The sequence below is a fragment of the Alkalihalobacillus sp. CinArs1 genome (genome assembly GCF_947387515.1).
Lineage (GTDB): Bacteria > Bacillota > Bacilli > Bacillales > Guptibacillaceae > Guptibacillus.
On record NZ_CANDOB010000001.1, the window covers coordinates 400357 to 423480 of the forward strand.

19 protein-coding genes, 1 other RNA gene, 1 pseudogene and 1 other annotated feature are annotated in these 23124 nt (G+C 41.7%); of the genes and pseudogenes, 3 read left to right on the forward strand and 18 right to left on the reverse strand.

Annotated features, from left to right (window positions below; all coding sequences use genetic code 11):
* Nucleotides 1-51: 51 nt before the first annotated feature.
* The 4 genes from ssrS to PFZ69_RS02300 form a co-directional block, all read right to left on the reverse strand.
* Nucleotides 52-235, reverse strand: a non-coding RNA gene (gene ssrS / locus PFZ69_RS02285) — 6S RNA.
* A gap of 78 nt (nucleotides 236-313) precedes the next feature.
* Nucleotides 314-2101, reverse strand: coding sequence for an aspartate--tRNA ligase (aspS, locus tag PFZ69_RS02290; RefSeq protein ID WP_270179406.1), 1788 nt, complete (start codon nucleotides 2099-2101; stop codon nucleotides 314-316).
* Nucleotides 2098-3384 carry a histidine--tRNA ligase gene (gene hisS, locus PFZ69_RS02295; RefSeq protein ID WP_270179407.1) on the reverse strand — a complete coding sequence of 429 codons (1287 nt, stop codon included), beginning with the start codon at nucleotides 3382-3384 and terminating at the stop codon, nucleotides 2098-2100. The genes aspS and hisS overlap by 4 nt, the downstream gene beginning before the upstream one ends.
* 71 nt (nucleotides 3385-3455) lie before the next feature.
* Nucleotides 3456-3678 (reverse strand) — a binding site (T-box leader).
* A gap of 119 nt (nucleotides 3679-3797) precedes the next feature.
* Nucleotides 3798-3971, reverse strand: coding sequence for an RNA polymerase subunit sigma-70 (locus PFZ69_RS02300; RefSeq protein WP_270179408.1), 174 nt, complete (start codon nucleotides 3969-3971; stop codon nucleotides 3798-3800).
* Nucleotides 3972-4114: 143 nt separating this feature from the next.
* Here PFZ69_RS02300 and PFZ69_RS02305 point away from each other — a divergent pair, with 143 nt between their 5' ends.
* Entirely contained in the window at nucleotides 4115-5551 is a 1437-nt protein-coding gene (locus tag PFZ69_RS02305) for an N-acetylmuramoyl-L-alanine amidase (protein ID WP_270179409.1), read from the forward strand.
* Nucleotides 5552-5589: 38 nt separating this feature from the next.
* Here PFZ69_RS02305 and dtd read toward each other — a convergent pair whose 3' ends face one another.
* The 9 genes and pseudogenes from dtd to PFZ69_RS02355 form a co-directional block, all read right to left on the reverse strand.
* Nucleotides 5590-6033: a D-aminoacyl-tRNA deacylase gene (gene dtd, locus PFZ69_RS02310; protein ID WP_270179410.1), complete on the reverse strand. Its 444-nt coding sequence runs from the start codon at nucleotides 6031-6033 to the stop codon at nucleotides 5590-5592.
* A gap of 20 nt (nucleotides 6034-6053) precedes the next feature.
* Nucleotides 6054-8234: a RelA/SpoT family protein gene (locus PFZ69_RS02315; RefSeq protein WP_270179411.1), complete on the reverse strand. Its 2181-nt coding sequence runs from the start codon at nucleotides 8232-8234 to the stop codon at nucleotides 6054-6056.
* A gap of 168 nt (nucleotides 8235-8402) precedes the next feature.
* On the reverse strand, nucleotides 8403-8915 hold the full coding sequence (locus PFZ69_RS02320) for an adenine phosphoribosyltransferase (protein ID WP_270179412.1): 513 nt from the start codon (nucleotides 8913-8915) through the stop codon (nucleotides 8403-8405).
* Nucleotides 8916-11267 carry a single-stranded-DNA-specific exonuclease RecJ gene (recJ, locus tag PFZ69_RS02325; protein ID WP_270179413.1) on the reverse strand — a complete coding sequence of 784 codons (2352 nt, stop codon included), beginning with the start codon at nucleotides 11265-11267 and terminating at the stop codon, nucleotides 8916-8918. It abuts the gene before it with no gap.
* A 541-nt stretch (nucleotides 11268-11808) separates the two neighbouring features.
* Nucleotides 11809-12153 carry a LapA family protein gene (locus tag PFZ69_RS02330; RefSeq protein ID WP_270179414.1) on the reverse strand — a complete coding sequence of 115 codons (345 nt, stop codon included), beginning with the start codon at nucleotides 12151-12153 and terminating at the stop codon, nucleotides 11809-11811.
* A 39-nt stretch (nucleotides 12154-12192) separates the two neighbouring features.
* On the reverse strand, nucleotides 12193-13095 hold the full coding sequence (locus PFZ69_RS02335; protein ID WP_270179415.1) for a cation diffusion facilitator family transporter: 903 nt from the start codon (nucleotides 13093-13095) through the stop codon (nucleotides 12193-12195).
* A gap of 100 nt (nucleotides 13096-13195) precedes the next feature.
* Nucleotides 13196-15410: pseudogene (secDF, locus tag PFZ69_RS20975) on the reverse strand (protein translocase subunit SecDF).
* A gap of 104 nt (nucleotides 15411-15514) precedes the next feature.
* Nucleotides 15515-15781, reverse strand: coding sequence for a post-transcriptional regulator (locus PFZ69_RS02350; RefSeq protein WP_270179418.1), 267 nt, complete (start codon nucleotides 15779-15781; stop codon nucleotides 15515-15517).
* Between the two features lie 19 nt (nucleotides 15782-15800).
* On the reverse strand, nucleotides 15801-16286 hold the full coding sequence (locus PFZ69_RS02355; protein WP_270179419.1) for a COG2426 family protein: 486 nt from the start codon (nucleotides 16284-16286) through the stop codon (nucleotides 15801-15803).
* A gap of 121 nt (nucleotides 16287-16407) precedes the next feature.
* On the opposite strand from PFZ69_RS02355, the gene spoVB reads away from it, so the two are divergent.
* On the forward strand, nucleotides 16408-17961 hold the full coding sequence (gene spoVB, locus PFZ69_RS02360) for a stage V sporulation protein B (protein ID WP_270179420.1): 1554 nt from the start codon (nucleotides 16408-16410) through the stop codon (nucleotides 17959-17961).
* Between the two features lie 57 nt (nucleotides 17962-18018).
* Here the strand turns inward: spoVB and PFZ69_RS02365 are convergent, their stop codons facing one another.
* Nucleotides 18019-18690: a DUF421 domain-containing protein gene (locus PFZ69_RS02365; protein ID WP_270180599.1), complete on the reverse strand. Its 672-nt coding sequence runs from the start codon at nucleotides 18688-18690 to the stop codon at nucleotides 18019-18021.
* 94 nt (nucleotides 18691-18784) lie between these two features.
* A complete protein-coding gene (locus PFZ69_RS02370) occupies nucleotides 18785-20068 on the reverse strand; it encodes an ArsB/NhaD family transporter (RefSeq protein WP_333489723.1) in 1284 nt (427 codons plus the stop codon).
* Nucleotides 20069-20203: 135 nt separating this feature from the next.
* On the opposite strand from PFZ69_RS02370, the gene PFZ69_RS02375 reads away from it, so the two are divergent.
* Nucleotides 20204-20590: a TIGR04086 family membrane protein gene (locus PFZ69_RS02375; RefSeq protein WP_270179422.1), complete on the forward strand. Its 387-nt coding sequence runs from the start codon at nucleotides 20204-20206 to the stop codon at nucleotides 20588-20590.
* A gap of 41 nt (nucleotides 20591-20631) precedes the next feature.
* Here the strand turns inward: PFZ69_RS02375 and yajC are convergent, their stop codons facing one another.
* From yajC to queA, 3 genes are read right to left on the reverse strand one after another with little or no spacing between them, the layout of a single operon-like run.
* The gene (gene yajC / locus PFZ69_RS02380; RefSeq protein ID WP_270179423.1) at nucleotides 20632-20895 is read right to left on the reverse strand and encodes a preprotein translocase subunit YajC; all 264 of its coding nucleotides are present in this window, start codon (nucleotides 20893-20895) and stop codon (nucleotides 20632-20634) included.
* Between the two features lie 39 nt (nucleotides 20896-20934).
* Entirely contained in the window at nucleotides 20935-22077 is a 1143-nt protein-coding gene (gene tgt, locus PFZ69_RS02385) for a tRNA guanosine(34) transglycosylase Tgt (RefSeq protein WP_270179424.1), read from the reverse strand.
* Nucleotides 22074-23120 carry a tRNA preQ1(34) S-adenosylmethionine ribosyltransferase-isomerase QueA gene (gene queA, locus PFZ69_RS02390; RefSeq protein WP_270179425.1) on the reverse strand — a complete coding sequence of 349 codons (1047 nt, stop codon included), beginning with the start codon at nucleotides 23118-23120 and terminating at the stop codon, nucleotides 22074-22076. Before queA ends, tgt begins: the two co-directional genes overlap by 4 nt.
* Between the last annotated feature and the right edge of the window lie 4 nt (nucleotides 23121-23124).

Genomic DNA, 23124 nt, shown 5'->3' on the forward strand with positions numbered 1-23124 from the left:
AAAGCAGCAGTTCATGATGAACTGCTGCTTTGTTTTTTGGCATAAAAAATGAAGAGCCCCAACTGTGCCGTCCTTTCCATAAATTTTGAACCTGCATTGGCAGGTGGGTGCCTTATTCTATTCTTTGTAAGTCCTCAGCTTACGAGGCATTTACTCGGAATAGAAAGAATCAGGCTCCCGTTGTAAAAGTGTTGGCTCAAATTATTATGGAAGTAAACGTACACTTCAGGACTCTTCGTTAACTTGTAATTGAATTATAGCAAACCTTATAACTGATTTCAATAAAGGACTACTAGGTAATTATTAGTGTTTCTTAATCCTTTTCAACCGTTACTGGTTTTTTCTTAAGTTCAAGGTTCAGTTCGTTTAGCTGTTCTTCACTAACTGGTGATGGCGCTTCAGTTAAGAGACAGCTCGCACTTGCCGTTTTAGGAAATGCAATGGTATCTCTAAGGTTGTTTCTTCCAGCTAGAAGCATCACGAGACGATCTAATCCAAATGCAATTCCACCGTGTGGAGGTGTACCGTATTCAAACGCTTCAAGTAAGAAACCAAATTCTTTCTTAGCTTCTTCTTTCGTAAAGCCAAGAGCACGGAACATCTTCTCTTGAATATCTCTTTGGTAAATACGCTGAGATCCACCACCAAGTTCATAACCATTCAATACAAGGTCATAAGCATCAGCACGAACGTTACCAGGCTCCTCTTCTAGAAGGTGCAGATCCTCTTGAAGTGGCATTGTGAACGGGTGATGCTCTGCAAAGTAACGATCTAATTCTTCGTCATAACTCATTAGAGGGAAATCCATGACCCAAAGGAAGTTGAATTTAGATTCATCGATCAATCCAAGCTCTCTTCCTAACTTTAATCGTAATGAACCAAGGGAGTCTGCAACGACAGTTTTACTGTCAGCTACAAATAGTAAGAGGTCTCCCTCTTCAGCTTCAAAAGCTTCAATCAGTTTACTAGACATATCTTCATCAAAGAATTTTGAAATAGGTCCTTTCAAACCTTCTTCTTCAACCTTCAACCATGCAAGTCCTTTGGCTTTGTATGTTTTTACATATTCAGTCAATGCATCGATGTCTTTACGTGAATAATTACTTGCAGCACCCTTAGCATTGATTCCTTTCACTGCACCACCGGAAGCTACAGCTCCAGAGAACACCTTAAATGACGAGTCTTTGACAAGTTCTGAAACATCCACGAATTCCATTCCAAAGCGCGTGTCCGGTTTATCTGAACCGTATCGGCGCATTGCTTCAGCATGAGTCATTCGAGGGAACGGAGTAGGAAGCTCTACACCCTTCGTTTCTTTAAGCACAAGAGCCATCATCTCTTCCATCATAGAAATCAAATCTTCTTTTGGTAGGAACGACGTCTCAATATCCACCTGTGTGAATTCCGGTTGACGGTCAGCACGAAGGTCTTCATCACGGAAGCAACGAACGATTTGATAATAACGTTCAAAACCTGAAACCATCAAAAGCTGTTTGAACAACTGTGGTGACTGTGGAAGGGCGTAGAATTCCCCGTCATGAACACGGCTCGGTACAAGATAATCACGTGCACCCTCAGGTGTGCTCTTCGTAAGCATCGGTGTCTCTATTTCTAAGAACTCATTGTGATCGAGAAAATCTCTGATTGCTTTTGTTGTACGATGACGAAGCTTAAACGTTTCTTGCATTACTGGACGTCTGAGATCAAGATAACGATACTTTAATCGAATATCTTCTCCAACTTCAACATCATCTGAAACAGCGATCGGTGGGTTCTTTGCAGCATTTAATATTTCTAGCTTTTCAGCATGAACCTCAACTGCACCAGTCGGAATATTCGGGTTTACTGTTTCTTTTGCACGCTCTACGACTGTACCTGTAATGGCAAGAACATATTCACTTCTCACCTTTTCAGCTAACTCAAGTGCTTCTTTCGAAACTTCAGGATTAAAAACAACCTGGACGATTCCGGAACGATCTCTGAAATCGATGAAGATTAACCCACCGAGGTCACGACGTTTTTGCACCCATCCTTTTATCTCAACTTTCTCGCCTACATGGCTCTCACGGACTTTGCCGCAATCATGGCTTCTTCCAATCATTCTCCCGTTTCCTCCTTCAATTTCTTTGTTAGGTAAGAAGTTACCTCAGATAAGCGCACTGCTTCCTGATCTCCCGTTTCCATTTCTTTAATGTTGATTTCATCTTTCTGAATCTCTTCATCACCAAGGATCGCCACATACTTTGCATTCGATCGGTTAGCTGCTTTGAACTGACCTTTCATTTTCCGGTTGAGGTAGTCGCGTTCAGCAGATAGTCCAGCACCTCGTAATTCATGAAGAAGACCATTTGAAATTGCCTGTGCTTCTTCTCCCATCGTGACAACATAGCAATCGATCGTTTTTTCGACAGGGAGTTCTACTCCTTCTGCTTCTAGTGCCATCAGAAGACGTTCGATACTCATCGCAAACCCAATCCCTGGCGTCGTAGGTCCTCCTACTTCTTCAACGAGACCGTTATAACGTCCACCGCCGCTAAGTGTCGTGATCGCACCGAAGCCCTCTGCCTCGCTCATGATTTCAAATGCAGTATGGTTATAGTAGTCGAGCCCTCTAACAAGACGCTCATCGATAACGTAATCGATCTTCATGTGATCGAGCGCTTTTTTCACATTGTTGAAATATTGTTCTGATTCTTCGTTTAAGTAGTCAAGAATAGAAGGCGCAGTCGCCATCAGTTCATGATCACGGTCTTTTTTACAATCAAGAATACGAAGAGGGTTATTTTCTAGACGATTTTGACAATCGCTACAAAATTCACCGATGCGAGGTTCAAAGTGAGCCATCAAAGCTTTACGGTGTGCCTCACGACTTTCTGTGTCACCAAGACTATTCACGTATAGCTTGAGATTTTTTAATCCTAGCTCTTTATAAAAATCGATCGCTAATGCAATCACTTCAGCATCGATTGAAGGATCGTTACTCCCCATCGCCTCTATTCCGAACTGAACAAACTGTCTCATTCTTCCTGACTGAGGACGCTCATAGCGAAACATCGGTCCGATGTAATAAAGCTTGACTGGCTGTTCTGCTATCCCGAACATCTTATTGTTCACAAACGCTCGAACAGCTGATGCAGTACCTTCAGGACGAAGGGTAAGACTTCTTCCTCCTCGATCTTCAAACGTGTACATTTCTTTTTGAACGATATCTGTTGAATCTCCTACACCACGCTGAAACAATTCAGTGTGCTCAAAGATAGGTGTACGTAATTCGTGGTAATTATATCTACGACAAATATCTCTCGCCTTTTCTTCTATATATTGCCAAAGCTCAGATGTACCAGGTAGTATGTCCTGAGTACCTCTTGGATTGTGAAAGCCCATATTTTCTCCTCCTTAAATCGTAACTAGCCCAAAATTTGGGACTAAAAAAAACCCCCATCCCTGAATATACATTCAGGGACGAGAGTTACCCGCGGTGCCACCCTAATAGAAGGAGTTAATTCCTTCCGCTTTAACAGTTAACGCCTGTAAACGTTGTTCCCTACTAAGCAGTCTGTTCGGAAACAATCCCAGGAAGTGTCTTTCAAAAATGTGGAATCAAGAATGTTCTCAGCCTACGACATTCTTTCTCTGAAGATCCTATCATTTTTTACTTTTCTCCCTCATTGGAGCAACGTATCTAATTACTGAATTGTTTTCTATCATACGAGTCCATGATTTTTTTGTCAAGCCTATTTTTTAGTGTTAAAAATCTACACCATCGTTATACTGTACTGACTTTAGTAAAATCATGTCTATCGCTTCATTTTTTGTTTCATGATTTTGATGCTTTTTAGGGATAGCCCGAATTCTTCTGCTAATTCCATATTTGATAGACATTGCTCTTTCTGTAAAAAATCATGAAAATCGACGCCAAATTCTGGTTGAGGATTCGTAACGTTCATCATTTCTTTATTCGTTGATCTCAACTGTTATCATCCTTTTTTTATGAAGTGTTATACTAGTTTCACCAAAAAATATGATATTTACAACTTCACGAAGGATTCTTTTTGACCGATAAAGAAATATCGCAATATGTGAAAATTGTAGAGGCAAGGAAAGGAGTTGCAAGTTGAAATATTTCGTTTATGTATTTTTGTTAGCACTGCTAGTATTCCAACTCCCTGCTCACGTATCAGCTGAAAAGAAAGCTGAAATAACAAAAACAATCAATGTTCGTTCTGGTCCATCGCTTTCTTCTCCCGTTCTTAAACAGGTACATAGCGGTGATGCGCTACCGATAACAGGGAGTTCAGGTGAATGGTTACAAGTAGAGTTAGATACTGGTGAAGGTTGGATTGCTGGATGGTTGATCGATACCGCTCAGCTTAATGAATCTATAGCGATGATTGAGTCTACTGTATCTGATCTACAAATAAGATCAGGTCCAGGTGAAGACCACAGTGTGATCGGTAGTACAAAACCGGGGGAAAAATGGCGTGTATCAGAAACAGAAGGTAATTGGACAGCCATTCACTTCGGTGACCGAATCGGGTGGGTGGCAACGTGGCTAATCGAAAGCTCTTCTGATACAGAAGCATCTTCCACACCTTTAAAAAAAGAAGTAGCTGCTTCAATCTTAAATGTACGTGATCAACCAGGTTTAGAAAATAGCATTCTGACTCAGCTACCAGAGGGTACCGTCGTTTCTGAGCTGAAACGATCAGGAGACTGGAGCTTGATTCAATACAGCAACGGTGAGTCTGGTTGGGTCGATTCTACGTATTTAATCAACACGTCTAAAAGCATTGCATCTAGCTATCTTACGTTACTTTATCATTCTACAAACATTAGAAGTGGTCCCGGAATCGACTTTCCCGTTGTTTTACAAGGTTCTAAAGATGAGAGATACAAAATTGTAGGAAAAGAAAAGGAATGGTATGAAATCTCATTACAGGACGGGACCACTGCCTTTGTCGCCGATTGGATCGTCTCAACAGGGTCCTCCCTCGGTCTGCGTACGAACCATTCACGTGGAAAAACTGTCGTATTAGATGCGGGCCACGGCGGCCATGATAGTGGAGCACTAGGACTTTTCACATATGAAAAATTAATAACGCTTCGAACGACTAAAACGATTGCTGAAAAGCTTAAAGATGCTGGCATTCGCGTTATCTTAACAAGAGATGGCGATCGTTATGTGCCGCTTTCTGAACGTACTGAGCTTTCTGAACGCTACCAGGCAGATGCATTCGTTAGCGTCCATTACGACAGCACTGTGGATCCTACAGCAAGTGGTGTTACGACGTATTACTATCATGAGCATCATCAGTCACTCGCTACAAGTATTCATGAGGAAATCGCTGATACAAACAGCCTTAGAGACAGAGGCGTGCGATTTGGAAATTACTATGTACTACGTAATAATTCGTCACCTTCTGTTCTACTAGAACTAGGCTTCTTGTCAAATCCATTTGAAGAACAGCAGATCAACAAAAACGATTATCAAGCAACGATGACCTCTAACGTTGCGAACGGTATCATCACTTATCTTAATAAAAACCGATAATACAAAAATAAGCAGCAGGGACTAGCCCTGCTGCTTTATTATTCCTTACTATCGATGATAAGAGTAACCGGTCCATCGTTCGTTAACTGAACGTCCATCATCGCTCCAAACACACCGGATTGTACCTCTACTCCCTTTTCAACGACAAGCTCATTAAACTTCTCGTATAGAACGTTTGCTTCATCAGGTTTTGCAGCCTTCATGAAGTTAGGTCTTCTTCCTTTTCTGCAATCCCCATAAAGCGTGAATTGAGAAATCGATAGAAGTGAACCACTAGTGTCTTTAAGAGAGAGGTTCATCTTGTCATTTTCATCTTCAAATATACGAAGATTAACTATTTTGTCAGCCAAGTAAGCAGCGTCTTTTTCCGTATCTTCTTGCGTCACACCGAGCAGAACAACAAGTCCTGATTCGATTTCACCAACAACTTCTTCATTCACTGTAACCGACGCATACTTTGACCTTTGTACGACAGCTTTCATTATGAACTCCCTTTCTTACGCTATTGCATGATTCTTCTAACAGCATAAATATCCGGAATACGCTTCACACGTTCAACAACCTTTTGAAGGTGTGCGGTATTTCGAATCGATACCGTCATGCTGATCGTAGCCATCTTATTGTTATCAGAACGTCCTGAAACAGACGTCATATCTGTCTTTGTTTCTGCAACAGCTTGTAGAACTTCATTCAGCAACCCTCTTCGGTCATACCCACTGATCTCGATATCTACATTGTAACTTTTTGGTGAATGACTTTCCCATTCAACTTCTAAAAGTCGCTCCTTCGCGTTATCTTCGTTCACGTTGGGACAATCTTTTCTATGAATGGATACACCTCTCCCCTTCGTGATATATCCTACGATATCGTCTCCAGGGACGGGATTACAGCATCGAGATAGACGAATCAATAAGTTATCGATCCCTTTAACCCTTACGCCAGACTCCGCACGCTTTGGTGCTTGAGAAGGAGAGTGCGTTTTCCCTTCGATAATGGAACGCGCAAGCTCTTCTTCTTGCTCTTTCGTCTTTTCTTTTCTCGCTTTTTCCGTAAGTCTTGTAGCGATTTGAGCTGCAGTGATGCCACCATAGCCTACAGCTGCATACATATCTTCTTCACTTGTAAAATTAAATTTATTTGAGACATTGGCAATGTTTTCTGAAGTTAATACTTCTTTAAGTTCAAAACCGTGCCCCTTGATTTCCTTTTCTACAAGCTCTCGGCCTTTATCAACATTTTCTTCACGTTTTTCTTTCTTAAACCATTGCTTAATCTTGTTTTTAGCATGCGAACTCTGACTGATCTTCAACCAATCTTTACTAGGTCCGTACGAATGCTTAGACGTGAGAACTTCTACGATATCTCCAGTCTTTAGTTTGTAATCGAGCGGAACCATCTTTCCATTCACTTTAGCACCGATACACTGGTTTCCTATCTCAGTGTGAATGCGATAAGCAAAATCAAGTGGGACGGAACCTGTTGGAAGCTCGATCACATCACCCTTTGGTGTGAATACGAACACCATATCACTAAAAAGATCGATCTTAAGAGACTCCATAAATTCTTCAGCATTCGAAACATCATTTTGCCATTCAAGAATTTGTCTGAACCAAGATAGCTTCTTCTCAAAAGAACTATTTACTGCACTATCGTTATCCTCTTTGTATGCCCAGTGTGCAGCGATACCGTACTCCGCCACCTTGTGCATATCTGATGTTCTGATCTGTACCTCAAGAGGATCACCTTTCGGACCGATAACCGTTGTGTGAAGAGACTGGTACATGTTCGCTTTAGGCATTGCGATATAATCTTTGAATCGACCAGGCATAGGTTTCCAACACGTGTGGATGATTCCAAGTACCGCATAACAGTCTTTAATACTATTTACGATGATTCGAACAGCTAGTAGATCATAGATCTCGTTGAATTGCTTATGCTGTTTCGTCATTTTTCGGTAGATGCTGTAAATATGCTTTGGACGTCCAGAAATCTCAGCATCGATTGAAACTTCTTGAACACGATCTTGTATTTCCCCAACTACCTCATGAACGAAGCCTTCTCGTTCTTCTCGTTTCTTTTGCATGAGATTGACAATACGATAATACTGTTGAGGATTTAAATAACGTAAAGCCGTATCTTCAAGCTCCCATTTGATCGTCGAAATACCCAATCGATGGGCTAGAGGAGCAAAAATTTCAAGCGTCTCGTTTGCTTTTTGTAATTGCTTTTCTTTCGGCATATGCTTAAGCGTTCGCATATTATGAAGACGGTCAGCAAGCTTGATCAAAATACACCTGATATCTTGAGCCATCGCGATCATCATCTTACGGTGATTTTCAGCCTGCTGCTCTCGTTTTGATTTATATTTAATTTTCTTAAGTTTTGTTACTCCGTCAACGAGCATAGCAAGTTCTGGACTGAACTCGTTCGAAATTTCTTCAAGGGTTACATCTGTATCTTCAACCACATCATGAAGAAACCCGCCAGCTACTGTTACGGGGTCAACCTCAAGATTCACAAGAATGCCAGCCACCTCGACCGGGTGAATGATATAAGGTTCACCTGATTTACGGTATTGGCCTTCATGTGAGTCACGTGCGTATTCGTAAGCTCTTTGTACAAAGGACAAATCTTCCTCCGACAAATACTGCTTCGCTCTTTGCATTACCTCTTCTATGGTCATGAAATCACCTTAATTACTGTTGGTATATAGCTTCTATTATCGTTAAAAATAGCCTGCATGTAAAGTAATAAAGAAAAATATGTCGCTTTTCATTGATGGAAACAAGTGGACACACATGTTTTTAAAGAGAAAGAGTGCCCGAAAGATGTTTCGGACACTCTATGGTGATCAATAAGTCATTAGTGTAAAGATGTCATGGCGATCTAGGTTCTTACGTCCTTCTAGGTAAGAAAGTTCAATCATAAACGCAAGTCCAACAACAACTCCACCTAGCTTTTCAACAAGTTCAATCGTAGCGTTGATCGTACCGCCAGTAGCGAGTAGATCGTCAGTGATTAGAACTCTCTGACCAGGTTTGATCGCATCTTTATGAATCGTTAGTACGTCTTTTCCGTATTCTAGTCCATAGTCCACTTTAACAACTTCTCGAGGAAGCTTACCTTCTTTACGTACAGGAACAAATCCAATACCTAGAATATAAGCAACAGGACATCCGACGATGAACCCACGTGCTTCTGGTCCAACGATAACGTCTACGTTCTTATCCTTTGCAAAATCAGCGATGTCGTTAACTACGCCTCTGTACGCCTCACCATTTTGCATGAGCGGGGTAATATCTTTAAAGCGGATCCCTTCTTTAGGGTAATCTTCAACTACTGCAATATAGTCTTTGTAATTCATTTATTTAATGGCCTCCTCAGTGCTACTGAAACAATTTACTGATCGATCGAACCAACTTTTCAAAGCGTGATAAGATGAATAGCAAAAATCGTTTTCGAGCTTTGCTTGTTCAAGTTTGCTCTTATACGTTTTAGAAGAAGTAAGTTCGCTTTTTACAGATTGTGGATTTATTGAAATAAGTCCGTCTTCCATTCTAACAAAGTTCAACTCAAAAAACACCTGTGACATAAAGTTGACCGTTTCCTTTGACCACCCTTTATGCTTTGCAAGCTTTTCGGCATCTTTCAAATGGAAGCTTCCCCGTTTCATTAAAAATCCATAATACCATTTAAAATCATCTCGTGATGGAAGTGTTGAAAAGAAATGATCTTCCTCATGCTCAAATACAGCATACGTTCTCTCTGGAATACCACCTTTACGAAAAAGCTCGATAAGATCTTCTTCAACATAAGGTAGGTCTAGCAACATCACATAGTTATTCTCGAAGGATAACTCTTCTTCAAGAGGGTTCTGCACCACATAATCTTCCCATTGTTGAATTCCTAGTTTACTAACGGTGGACTCTCTAAAAGCAATCATCGTAAGTTTCTCAAGCGGGAGGTTTTCTAACCTTTTACTGAGATCTCGTATCCCTCGATAATCAAAAAGCTGCCATTCGTCTACAGCTAAATCATGAACGAAAATTTGAGGCTTCTTTAATCCGTTCCATTCATTTATAGAGAGCTGACCAATAACGGAAAGTGCTGCACGTGAAGCGATCTCTTCAAATACATAACCAAAGTTGAAACCAACCCCATCAAGTGTCGATTCTCCTTCTTTCAAGGAAACCTTCAAATGATTTTCTTGACTACCGATTCTTCTGATCTGAGCCAAGTTCACGTCTTTTAGCATAACGACTGGTTTCGGATTACTTACTCCGAACGGAGCTAATAAATTCATCTCCTCAATCGTCTCAAGGGAAATATCATCGATCGCGCAATGCAGATCGATTTTCGTGAGTGGTGTTAAGTCAGCCTCTGTTAGGCTATCGTTTGCTTGTATGTTCAGTCTGCTTCTTAACTCGTTTAGATATTCTAAGTCGATGGTCATGCCTGCAGCCATCGGATGTCCGCCGAAATGTGGAAGAATATCTCGACATTCGGATAGATTCATGAACATATCGAACCCTTCGATACTTCGGGCAGAGCCTTTCGCTACTCCTTTTTCACGATCGATACTCATCACGATGGTAGGACGATAATATTTCTCGACTAGACGGGAAGCGACAATTCCGATAACGCCAGGGTTCCACCCTTCACGAGCAATAATCAGCACGCGATTGTCATCTAGTGGGTAATTCATCTCCACTTCTTCTATCGCTTCTTTTGTCATTGTATTCACAAGTTCTTGACGTGCTTTATTTAATGAATCGATCTCTTCAGCAAGCTGCTTAGCATATTCATAGTCTTCGGTCGTTAATAATTCAACCGCCGGACCAGCATGCTCGAGTCTACCCACCGCATTTAATCTAGGACCGATTCCAAAGCCAAGGTGTTCTTCATTAAGCTCCTGACCCTTCAAACCGCATACTTCTAATAAAGCTTTTATTCCCGCTTTATCAGAATGCTGAAGGGCACGGATTCCTTCGCTCGCTATCAATCGGTTCTCATCTTGTAGGGGAACCAAATCGGCAATCGTACCCATCGCCGCAATTTCGAGCAAGTGACCTGGTATTCGACCAAGAAGCGCCTGTGCTAACTTGAACGCAACACCAACACCAGCAAGGCCTTTAAACGGATAACTGCACTCAGGTTTCTTCGGATTGATAATCGCTAGGGCATCTGGAAGAACGGGGGGTGGTTCATGGTGATCTGTGATGAGCAGATCGATTCCGATTTCTTTAGCAACCTCAGCTTCATGTACACCTGAAATGCCTGTATCAACCGTTACGATTAAATCATAACCCTCTTCTTTTGCTCTTCGGAATGCAGCTTCGTTAGGACCATATCCTTCTGTGAACCGATTCGGAATATAGTAGTCGAAGTCCGCTCCAAGTTCTTTGAAGGTATAGATAAGAACAGAAGTACTACTTACTCCATCAGCGTCATAGTCGCCGAAGATGAGGATCTTTTCTTGATTTGTAATTGCTTCTCTAATTCGTTGAACCGATTCCTTCATTCCATCCATCAAAAAAGGATCATGGTATGATAGATTTTCTTTATATAAAAATTTCCGGGCTTTCTCAACACTTTGGATCCCTCTATTCACTAATAGAGAGGCAGCAAGTCGTGATATCCCTAACTCACTCTGGAGCTGATCGATGCTAGATTCATCCGATTCAGCTAGCTTCCAGCGTGTTTTAGACTTTAACATCGAATCACCTCTTAACCAGTCTATTATATATAGTTATCGTAAATTTGACCATAGGTTTAGGGAATGAATCTTTTATATCAACAAAAAACCTCTGCATATGCAGAGGTTCAAGCCTTTATAGAAATTCATGTCATGATTCAGTGCTCCCTATGCCGTAGTCGATGACGATCGCATGCTTTCCGCGGACGAACGTCCAAGCCCGAGGTGAAACCCACACCCCGGTCTCGGCCGTCCGTACGACCGCAGGAGTCCGCGATCGTCTCTCCTACTTGAGTAGAATAAGTCCAAAATGAACTTTCCGTCCATTTGCTTAACAAACGAATGTGGGAATTCTACCCAACCTTTTTACAACACGAAATAAAGCTAAAGGATAATGGACTCCAGGTCTCTTGCCCAACATGCGACATGTACGGAACATCGTGCGAAGAGAAAGCTACCACTCTGTGAAAAACAAGCAGCCACATATCACCACTACTTCGTTAACAGATTCCTTGAGAGTTTTCAACATTCTGCAAAACCCCTGCATATTTAGGAGTCCTTACTATTTGCTCTCAGATTCAGTCTTAGAATGAGTGTCTACAGGCTCCACTTCTTCAGCAGGAGGCGTCTCCTCTGGCTGAGGTGTTTGTTTAGGTTGCTCTGAATAAGCAAGATTTTCTTTACGAAGCCTTTTCACTTCTCTACTGAGTTTGTAGTACTTCACCATTCCAAACCCCAGTACAAGAATTGCTCCCATTAAAACGGAACCAAGAATGACAAGCACGAGCGGCCATTCAGACGTACCGAAAACATAATTTACTTGAACCGGATCAACGTTTACCACCGAAAATACAGCTATAATCAATGCGAAAATAAGAGCAACAACCAGTCCCCATTGTCCCTTCATCGTTTCAACCTCCCCATATTAAAAGTCTATTCTTTTCAATTAACTTTTTTCCTTTGGTTCATATGGATTTATATGAACCAGCACATCATGGACTTCTTCTTGTTCTAACAGATGATCTTTGACAGCTTTTCCTATATCATGACCTTCTTTTACAGTGATGTTAGGATCTACTCCGAGCTTGATATCAATAATGACATAGTGACCGTGCTCTCTAGCATAAAACTCATCAAGGTTAAGAACCCCCGGCATCTCTTTGATCGCTTTTATATAGTGAGTCGTATCTTCATCATGTAAGACGTGGTCGAGAGTCGTATGGATCGACTCAAAACCTAGCTTAACTGCCATTTTTCCAATCAGTATGGAGACGAATATACCCGCTACAGGATCCGCATAAACAAGCCAAGGCATATTGAAAAAACTGCCAAGAAGTGCCCCTGTTATCCCTATCAGAACGGCGATCGAAGAATAGACATCCGAACGGTGCTCGTATGCATTCACAATAAGCGCATCACTGTTTATCTTCTTGCCTAACCTGTATTTATAGCGAAAAAGGACTTCTTTTGTGACGATTGAAATGATTGCAGCATAAAGCGCTAGTTGACCTGGGGCTTCGATAGGTGCAAATAAAGCTCTCCCTGAGCTTATACCGATTTCAACTCCAACTAGGAGAAGCAATACTGCGACGATAATTGCGGCAATAGATTCAGCTTTACCGTGACCATAAGGATGATCTCGGTCAGGAGGAAGTTTTGCAGCCCTTAATCCGATTAAAACAGCGAACGAACCCGCAACATCAGAAGCAGAGTGGGCAGCATCGGCAATTAACGCTCGACTATTCGATATGTATCCGATCACTCCCTTTAGAACAGCTAGAATTATATTTGCCACTATTCCAATAAGAGCTGCTACCTCGGCTTTTTGAAAACGTTCTTCTTTATTCATATCTTCACCCCTATTATGCCTATTCACTATAGCCTTTCCATAGAATTCAATCCAAAACAAACGATTGTAAAAGCCATGGCTATGCCATGGCTTTTACTCTCTAAGCTTCATTTGTAGCCGTTGAGAACTTCTTCTTCTTCAATTGTTTCCCTTTCCAAACTGCCCAAAGTTGAGAGGCGATGAATAGAGAGGAATACGTTCCAGCAACAAGTCCGATCAGCAATGCGATCGCAAACGGACGGATCGCTTCTCCTCCAAAAATCGTTAGTGCTGCTGCTGCAAAGATGACGGTCAATACTGTATTGATCGAGCGAGCTAGTGTTTGAACGAGACTTTTGTTTACTACCCTAGCGACATCTTCAAACGTTTTTACTTTCTTCTCTAACTTCATATTCTCTCTAATCCGATCGAACGTGACGATCGTATCGTTGATCGAATAACCCACTATGGTTAGAACAGCTGCAATAAATGTAATGTTAACCTCGATCTGTAGCAAGCTGAAGATCGCGATAATAAAGAACGCATCGTGAAAAAGTGCTACGATCGCCGCAACACCTTGCAGCCATTCAAATCGGATCGCAACATAAATAATGATCCCTACAGAAGCAATCGCAACTGCGATGAATGCGTTCTTCGCTAGATCGACCGCCACATCAGGAGAAACGGTGCTTACGTTTGGTTCCGCACCGTACAATTCAGTAAAGTGATTTTTCAACTCACCGATTTCTTCCTTCTCTAGTTCATCTTTGAAAGCCGCAACAGCCATATCTCCTCCACCAGCAAGCGTTACGGACTCAGGATCAAACCCTAGACTATCCAACTCAGAGGTGACTTCTTCAGTAGTTAGCGTCTCGTTGGACATGATGTCGACACGAGAGCCACTGGAAAAATCAATACCAAGATTCAGACCAAAAATCGCAAGCACGAGACCTCCAAGTACAATGAGGGCAAGTGAAATCATAAAGAATTTATTACGGTGTTTCACAAAATCAAAATCAATATTTCTTATTTTAGAGCTCATCGATCTCACTCTCCTTCACGCCAAAAAGTCCGGGCTTCTTATTCAACGCCCTGCTCTTGACCCACAGTCCGAGTAGGATTCGTGAACCCCAAACAGCAGTCAAAAAGCTTACGATAATACTTGTTATCAACATAACAGCAAACCCTTTTACAGAGCTAGTACCGTACGCGAACAATACGCCAGCAGCGATCAATGTCGTGATATTCGCATCGAATATCGTAGTGAACGATCGTCTTCCACCAGCTTTAAATGCAGACATCATTGATTTACCTGCGCGAATTTCTTCTTTTATTCGTTCATACGTGATGATATTTGCATCAACGGCCATCCCCACTCCAAGAATTAATGCAGCGATTCCAGGAAGTGTTAAAACAGCTCCCATCCAGTTGAACACGACAAGGATTAGATAAATGTAGACACTCAGCGTGATCACCGCGATCATGCCTGGGAAACGGTAATAGAAAAGCATGAATAAGAAGATTAAACCGACTCCAATGAAACCAGCAATTACGGTTTTATCGAGTGACTGTTCTCCAAACTGTGCTCCTACTGAAGTTGAATAAATCTCATCAAGCTTTACAGGAAGCGATCCAGCATTCAATAGTTCCTTTAAATTCTCAGCTTCTTCAATTGTAAAAGGTGGTCCAGAAATAATCACTGTACTCTGAGACAGCACTTCATTTACGGAAGGATCGGAAATAAACTTTTGCTCATCAGAAGGCTTTTGCGCTTCTTCTTTGTATGAGTCACCTTCTTGGTAATCCAACCAGATGACTAATCTGTTATCCGGAAAAGGCTTCTGCATGATTTCTCGTGTAATCTCTGCGAATTGTTGTGGATCCTTTAAAGCCACCTGAACGACAGGCTGATTTTCTTGAAAGACTACTTTCGCAGCTCCTTCTTTAAGATCCGCTCCGCCCATTTTCTCCTCATCTTCTACAGTTCTGAACGTTAGCTCAGCTTGTGTAGATAGAAGCTCACGCGCCTGGTTTTGATCTTTTACACCAGCTAACTGAACTCGTATGCGATCTTCACCTTCAATTGTGATTCGAGGCTCTGATACACCAAGAACGTTAATCCTTTTATAAAGTGCGCTTACAGTACTATTCAACAAGTCTTTATCAAGCTCTTGTCCATCGTCAGCAGGCTCTACCTTATATAGAACTTCAAAGCCCCCTTGAAGATCAAGACCAAGCTTAATGTCTTTAGTCACTCCTAGGACCGTCGTTCCAATCAGTCCTCCTAGCAGAAGGACAATTAAAAAGAACGTAACTATCCGGCCTTTTTTTACCATGGAATAAAAACTCCTCTCTAAGCCACCAGCAATAACGTATGTAGGTTAAAATGCCATAATACTACATATTATACCGAAATATAGATTTTTCTGTCAATTTTCGATTAATTATGCGCTTCTTCTTCACCAATCCAGCCTGTCCCTTTGTAGGCGTGAATAGTCAACCAGTTCATATACTCGTTGGGAGACAGCCTCATTATGTCATTGACTAATTGGTGAACCTTAATTTCTTCATTGTCATTGTTACGTTCTAATCGTGCAAGGAGACAACTCCAGATCTCATCAATCGTGGCCCTATCATAGCCTAATAGGTGAAACTCGTCTCTCTTACTTTCAAGTGCAGGATATACTTCGTTCTTCCACTCTTCCATCCTTCAGTCTCCTCTCCTATTAAAAAATTGAATAAATCGCTGCACCTACACCGAGGCCAGCAATGATTACACCAGTTAAGATTGAAATAAAAGCATATTTAAACCGTATCGCAAATAAAGAAGCCGCCACACAAGCACTATAAGCACCTGTAGTAGGCAAAGGTACGGCAGTAAATAAAATAAGTCCTATCGCTCCATATTTCTCAACATTTTTACTCTTATTTAACGTACGTTGATATAACCACTCATAAAATCGCTTGTACCATCCAAACCTCATCAACCAATTACTGAGCGGCTTGAATAAAAGTAGTAGCGGAATGATTGGCAATGCATTCCCGAATAAGCTGAGAAAAAACGCTTCCCAGAACGGGATATCAAATGTATACGCCAGTGGTATTCCGCCTCTAAGTTCAAGGATTGGAAGGGCAGAAACCACTACCACGATCGCTTCTTGAGGAAGGAAATCGAGGTTCTCTACTACAAATTGTTTAATTTCGTCTTTCATTAAAACACTCCCATATGCCTGTCATGCTTTGTCCCCTACTAAGCATATACATAGTGATAAAAAATATCTAGGCTTTTCTATAATTTCGCAAGGATACTAAGCATGGAAAGTAGGTTTACTTATGTCGAAGCAAACCTTTTTACGAGGCACACTTTTACTCATATTCGCCGGGTTGATCACCAAGATTCTCGGGTTCATCAATCGTATTGTTATGTATAGAGTCATGGGGGATGAAGGAGTAGGATTATACATGATGGCGGTTCCTACCCTCATCCTCACGATTACTCTAACAAGACTTGGACTCCCTGTAGCCATTTCGAAAATGGTAGCAGAAGCAGATGCGGAAGGTGACAGGCAAAAGATCAAGCGCATCTTAATCGTATCTTTATCTGTAACTGCCGTATTAAGTATCGTGTTCACCACGATTATGGTACTAGCCGCACCTGTTCTATCAAAGGTATTCTTCACAGATGAACGTACATTCTATCCACTGATTGCGATCGCACCAGTCGTTTCGATCGTTGCGATGTCATCTGTGCTTCGTGGCTATTTCCAGGGCTTACAAAACATGCGTCCTTCAGCATACTCGCAAGTGATCGAACAAATCGTTCGAATCTGTTTAGTCGCCATACTTACCGGGGCATTCTTGCCTTATGGTGTTGAGTTTGCTGCTGCAGGTGCGATGATCTCAGTCGTTTTAGGGGAACTAGCGTCACTTCTCTATATGTTCTCCATGTTTAAGATGAAGAAGAGGATCAAAATAAGAAATAATTTCTTTTCCTACTTGAAAGGTGGAAGAAAAACATTCAAGGACCTCATGGCCATTTCTCTTCCGACAACAGGCAGTCAGCTCATAGGATCTCTCTCATATTTCTTTGAACCGATCATCGTAGTGCGCAGTCTTGCAATAGCCGGTTTAGCAACAACAATCGCTACAAGACAATACGGAAACTTAGCAGGGCTCGCCATTCCACTCCTCTTTCTTCCGACTTTTATAACGTTCTCTCTACAAGTCTCCCTAGTCCCTGCCATCAGTGAAGCCTACGCTCAGAAACAATATAAGCAAATTCAGCACCGCTTAAGTCAGGCGATACGGCTCTCGATGGTCGCAGGAGGGCTATCAGTCGTTATTATGTATATCTTTGCGAAACCACTACTTGAAATTATGTACGATGCCCCACACGTTGCGATCTATGTACAAGTGATGGCGCCATTCTTCTTCTTTTTCTATTTTCAAGGACCACTCGCTGCCGCATTACAAGCACTTGATTTAGCCAAGGCTGCTATGATTAACAGTTTTATCGGTGCTGCGGTGAAATTAGCTGCTATCTTCTTCTTAGCAAGCAGACCGGAACTAGGAATAATGGGTGCTGCACTTGGGATTGTAATCGGAATTTTACTCGTAACGCTTCTTCATTTTGCAACACTTGTAAAAGCAATCGGGTTTTCAATTGTTGTCAGTGATGTTTTGAAAGGCGTCGCGAGCATCATTCTTGCAAGTTATGCAGGTCACCTCTTCTACAAAGTGTTGATCGATGCCCCTTCAGATATACCTGGATCGATCTTTGCGATCATTTCTACAACGATTGTTTACGCCCTGTTATTATTACTACTAGGTCTTATCAACAGAAATGACCTTAGACGTCTGCCAATCATAGGAAAATACGTTCATTAACACCCCTGCCACTTACAAATGATATCAAACCTCCAAATAAAAAAGTAACCTCTGTGGTTACTTTTTCTCGTTTTTCATATCGATAAAAAAATTTCCGTTCTTATGAAGAGAACAAAACGAAATTTCTTTTAGATTCCTCTGACCTACTTTCCTCAACTCCTGACGAAGCCATAATTCCGTCTTCCCTAAACGCTCTAGATGCTCGCCCTGAATCTTTCCATCAAGTATTAAAGGGAGTGGCAGAAGCGAACTGAATGAGTCCTCATCACCAGTGTCCTGTTGGTCTTTTTTGATAACTGAGAGTTTTCCAGTCGGTTCTAAAATGGCAAATTCAACATCTGATACGGAACTAATATTATTTTCTCTAAGCTGGACGAGGAGATCGTCAAAATTATAGCGCTGCTTCTTCATTTCATGCTCATCGATCTTCCCCTTTTCGATTAGAACCGTAGGCTTTCCATCTACAATCTCTCGTATCTTTTCACTCTTTAAAGAAACAAGTGCCATAATCAATTGAATAATAACTAACACACTGATTGGAATGAAAGTACTGATCATAGGCGTACTCGGATCCTCTATCGACATCACAGCAAGCTCAGCGATCATGATGGAGATCACAAAATCTAGAACACTCAGTTGGCCGATTTCTCGCTTACCCATTATCCTAAAAACGAGTATGATAACAAAATACAAAACCAGTGTTCTAAGGATCATCGTTGAATACTCCATCATAGATCGCCTCCTTTCACTTTCTTATACTTAGTGTGACCAGTGGATCCACACGACATAAAGGAAGGTAATGGAAACAAAAAAAAACTCCCCTTTAGTAAAAGGGAAGTAAGTATCTGAAATAAATGTAAACAGTTGAAATGAGTAGTGACACAACCACAACTGGAAGGCCTATCAATAAAAAGTGTACAAACTTGATCTCATGGTTTTCTTTCATTGCAAGTCCCGCAACCACAACATTCGCTGAAGCACCAATCAACGTACCATTCCCGCCAAGACAAGAACCAAGTGCAAGCGACCACCAGAGCGGATCTAGATTCGTCATCCCATATCCAGAGAACTCTGTTATGACGGGAATCATCGCTGCTACAAATGGGATATTATCGAGAAATGCAGATAAGATTCCCGATCCCCATAAAATGATGATCGATGTCTTCGGCATGTCACCTTCTGTATAAAGCAAGATGGCTCTCGCAATTTCATCAATGATACCTACTTCTTCTAACCCACCGATGAGAATGAACAACCCAATAAAAAAAAACAGAGTGACCCATTCGATCGATGAAAATACTTCTTCTACCTTATGGTCATTTTGAGTAATGAGAAGGAGTAGTACTGCTCCAGCCATTGCAATGTTCGTAAGGTCTGTGTGAAGGATCGGATGAAGCAAAAATCCCACAATGGTCATGATTAGTACGACACAAGATTTTACAAGCAGTGGTCCTTTTTTCAAGTAATCCTCAGGGTTCACCTTCATTAATGCTTTACGGTGAGCCTCATCAACGACAAGCCGCTTTTTGTAGAAAAGCAAAAGACCAGAAATAATGACTACGTAGATGACTCCTACGATAGGAGCGAGGTTAAAGAGAAAATCATTGAAATCTAGATGTTTTACAGCCTGACCGATCATGATGTTCGGCGGATCACCGATCAATGTAGCAGTTCCTCCTATGTTTGAGGAAAGTATGACTGTGATCAAAAATGGCATAGAGGTTACTTTCAATATTCGTGTAAGCGTTAAAATAATTGGAACGAGCAGAAGAACTGTTGTTACGTTATCGAGAAGCGCTGAACCAACTGCAGTTAAAATCCCTACAACTGCTAATAGTGGGAGAGGATGACCCTTTACCTTTTGAGCCATTTGAATCGCAATGTATTCGAAAATTCCATTTTGGCTTGTGATCGAAACGAGAATCATCATCGAGAATAAAAGCGCGATCGTATTCCAATCTATATGCTTCATAAATGCTTCATCAGCCGTTGATATCCCTGCTAGGAGCATCAACAATCCGCCTCCGCAGGCAACCAGGGCTCTGTTTATTTTCTCAGTGATGATCCCTATATAAGCAAGAACAAAAATAATCAGTGCTACACTCATATCCAATCCCTGCTGCCCCTTTCCTAGCTACTTTCTATAATCGTATGACGGGCTGTCCTAAATCATGATTGACTTCTAAATGAAGAACGTGTGAATAGAATGTACAAACCATTCATATAAAAAAGGGGGATTATCATGAGGTCAAAACACGCATTCAGCGCGATGGGATCAGGGATGATCACAATTGTAACGATGGTTCTCGCAACAAGCGTACTGCTTTCTCTTATTCTTCGTTTTACTTCAGTATCCGAACAAGGCATCGCTCCTATCGTGATTACAGCAACAGTCATTGCATTCTTTATCGGAGGTTTTATTTCAGGAGGAAAAGGCGGAGAGCGTGGGTGGATGCTTGGTCTAGGAACCGCACTTATGTATATGGTGCTATTATTTCTTGTTCAGTATCTAGGATATCGATCGACAATGGACACAGAACAACTCGTCTTTCATGCAGGCTATCTCGGTGTATGTACCCTCGGTGGGATCATTGGAGTAAACGTGCGGGGCAGCCGGGCACAATCGTAAAAAAAATAGCGTCCACAATGGGACGCTATTTTTTGATGCTATTATTCAGTAATGGCCTCACGTACGGCTGCACGATCAAAGACTACCTTTGTTCCATCAGTAGTGCGGATTGTAATCGTACCTTCATCCATTGCATCGATGATTCCATGCATACCACCGATCGTAATAACCTTTTGCCCTCTTTCAAGGCTCGCTTGCATTTCTCTAGTCTTCTTCTGTCTCTTCTGTTGAGGACGAATTAATAGGAAATAGAAAATTGCAAACATCAAAATTAGCGGAATTAAATTCGTTAAAGTTGATCCCAAAACATTTCACCCCTTTCTAGCAATGATGCAATCTATGGATTAAAAGTTTTTTGCACCAGGCAAGTTAAATCCGTACTGTTCAAAAAACTCATCCTTAAAGTCTAGGAGACGGTCATCCATAATCGCCTGCCTAACTTGCTTCATCAAGTTTAACAGAAAATAAAGATTATGGTAAGTCGTTAATCGGAAGCCAAACGTTTCATTCGCCTTTATGAGATGGCGAATATACGCTCTAGAGTAGTTCCTGCAAACATTACAGTCGCAATTCTCATCTAGAGGACGGAAATCTCTAGCATACTTAGCATTTCGGACTACGAGACGACCGTTGCTCGTCATCAATGTACCATTCCTCGCAATACGAGTTGGCAGCACACAGTCAAACATATCGATTCCTCTGATCGCTCCATCAATCAAGGAGTCGGGAGAACCAACACCCATTAAGTATCTTGGCTTATTGTTTGGCAAATGAGGCGTCGTAAAATCAAGCACTCTATTCATGACATCCTTCGGTTCACCAACAGATAAACCTCCGACCGCATAGCCTGGGAAGTCGAGTGACACAAGGTCTTCTGCACTTTGCTTTCGAAGATCCTCGTATTCTCCACCTTGAACGATACCGAATAAGCCCTGAACATCTTTTCTTTGATGAGCAGCGATACATCTTTCTGCCCAACGGCTTGTCCGTTCTACAGAGCTCTTCATATAGTCATATTCAGCAGGATATGGAGGGCATTCATCAAAAGCCATCATGATATCAGATCCTAGCGCGTTTTGAATCTCCATCGCTCCTTCTGGGGAAAGGAAAAGCTTTTCACCGCTAAGATGATTTCTAAAATGAACGCCTTTTTCTTCAATCTGTCTTAGATCGCTTAAACTGAACACTTGGAAGCCACCTGAATCGGTAAGAATCGGTCCGTCCCAATTCATAAACTTATGCAGACCACCAGCTTCTTTCACAATATCATGTCCTGGGCGTAGCCAAAGGTGATATGTATTGCTCAAAATAACCCCAGCGCCCATTTCTTTTAATTCTTCAGGACTCATTGTTTTAACAGTCGCAAGTGTGCCGACTGGCATAAACATCGGTGTTTCAAACGTTCCATGAGGTGTGTGGAGCTTCCCTAAGCGGGCACCACTTTGTTTACATGTTTTTATTAATTCGTAGCGGATTGGTTCCGTCATTCTTTCAAACTCCCTTCCAAAATCAGCATGGCGTCACCGAAACTAAAGAAACGGTACTGTTCTTCGACCGCTTCTTTATAAGCAGACAAAACAAACTGTCTTCCTGCAAGTGCGCTGACGAGCATGATCAACGTGGATTGCGGCAGATGAAAGTTTGTGATCAATCCATCGATGGCTTTGAATTCATACCCTGGATAAATGAAGATATCCGTCCATCCAGAAGATTCCTCAAATACACCGTTATGATTAGAAGCAACTGTTTCAAGCGTTCTAGTCGAAGTTGTTCCAACAGAAATGATACGACCGCCTTGCTCTTTCACTCGGTTCAATAGATCGGCCGTTCCTTTTGTTAGTTGATAAAACTCACCGTGCATTTCATGCTCATAAATATTATCAACAGAGACCGGTCGGAACGTACCTAACCCAACATGAAGCGTTAGAAAGGCAATGTGAACACCCTTCTCTTCAAGCATCGATAACATCTCTTCAGTAAAATGAAGGCCGGCAGTAGGAGCTGCGGCGGAACCACGATGCTTGGCAAAAACAGTTTGGTAGCGATCCTGGTCATCCAATGTTTCTGTAATATACGGCGGAAGCGGCATTTCGCCAAGCTGGTCTAACACTTCATAGAAAACACCATCATAATCGAATTCGAATACACGTCCTCCGTGCTCCAATGTTTCCACGCACTCAGCCGTTAACCTGCCATCACCAAACGTAAGCTTTGTTCCAAGCTTCACCCTCTTTGCAGGCTTTACAAGTGTTTCCCATCGGTCTCCTTCAATTTGCTTTAGAAGAAGAACTTCCATCTTAGCTCCTGTCTCTTCCTTCATACCATATAACCTTGCAGGCATAACTCTCGTATCGTTTAATACTAGACAGTCACCTGGCTTAATATATTCTTCTAGATTTAAAAACTCACGGTGGGCCATCTTTTCAGCTGCAGGATCAAGCACCATCAAACGTGATTTAGCACGCTCTTTCAATGGAGTCTGAGCGATAAGATGTTCAGGGAGTTCAAAATCAAAATCTTTAACGTCCATTTAT

What these genes read in the sequence shown, in the direction of transcription:
- aspS (WP_270179406.1), bottom strand. Translation starts at nt 2,101, where the DNA reads ATGATTGGAAGAAGCCATGATTGCGGCAAAGTCCGTGAGAGCCATGTA.
- PFZ69_RS02350 (WP_270179418.1), bottom strand. Translation starts at nt 15,781, where the DNA reads ATGGAAGAGTGGAAGAACGAAGTATATCCTGCACTTGAAAGTAAGAGA.
- PFZ69_RS02320 (WP_270179412.1), bottom strand. Translation starts at nt 8,915, where the DNA reads ATGAATTACAAAGACTATATTGCAGTAGTTGAAGATTACCCTAAAGAA.
- dtd (WP_270179410.1), bottom strand. Translation starts at nt 6,033, where the DNA reads ATGAAAGCTGTCGTACAAAGGTCAAAGTATGCGTCGGTTACAGTGAAT.
- PFZ69_RS02335 (WP_270179415.1), bottom strand. Translation starts at nt 13,095, where the DNA reads ATGAATAAAGAAGAACGTTTTCAAAAAGCCGAGGTAGCAGCTCTTATT.
- PFZ69_RS02370 (WP_333489723.1), bottom strand. Translation starts at nt 20,068, where the DNA reads ATGAGTGTAGCACTGATTATTTTTGTTCTTGCTTATATAGGGATCATC.
- tgt (WP_270179424.1), bottom strand. Translation starts at nt 22,077, where the DNA reads ATGACGGAACCAATCCGCTACGAATTAATAAAAACATGTAAACAAAGT.
- PFZ69_RS02330 (WP_270179414.1), bottom strand. Translation starts at nt 12,153, where the DNA reads ATGAAGGGACAATGGGGACTGGTTGTTGCTCTTATTTTCGCATTGATT.
- PFZ69_RS02375 (WP_270179422.1), top strand. Translation starts at nt 20,204, where the DNA reads ATGAGGTCAAAACACGCATTCAGCGCGATGGGATCAGGGATGATCACA.
- hisS (WP_270179407.1), bottom strand. Translation starts at nt 3,384, where the DNA reads ATGGGCTTTCACAATCCAAGAGGTACTCAGGACATACTACCTGGTACA.
- recJ (WP_270179413.1), bottom strand. Translation starts at nt 11,267, where the DNA reads ATGTTAAAGTCTAAAACACGCTGGAAGCTAGCTGAATCGGATGAATCT.
- queA (WP_270179425.1), bottom strand. Translation starts at nt 23,120, where the DNA reads ATGGACGTTAAAGATTTTGATTTTGAACTCCCTGAACATCTTATCGCT.
- spoVB (WP_270179420.1), top strand. Translation starts at nt 16,408, where the DNA reads ATGTCGAAGCAAACCTTTTTACGAGGCACACTTTTACTCATATTCGCC.
- PFZ69_RS02355 (WP_270179419.1), bottom strand. Translation starts at nt 16,286, where the DNA reads ATGAAAGACGAAATTAAACAATTTGTAGTAGAGAACCTCGATTTCCTT.
- PFZ69_RS02315 (WP_270179411.1), bottom strand. Translation starts at nt 8,234, where the DNA reads ATGACCATAGAAGAGGTAATGCAAAGAGCGAAGCAGTATTTGTCGGAG.
- PFZ69_RS02365 (WP_270180599.1), bottom strand. Translation starts at nt 18,690, where the DNA reads ATGGAGTATTCAACGATGATCCTTAGAACACTGGTTTTGTATTTTGTT.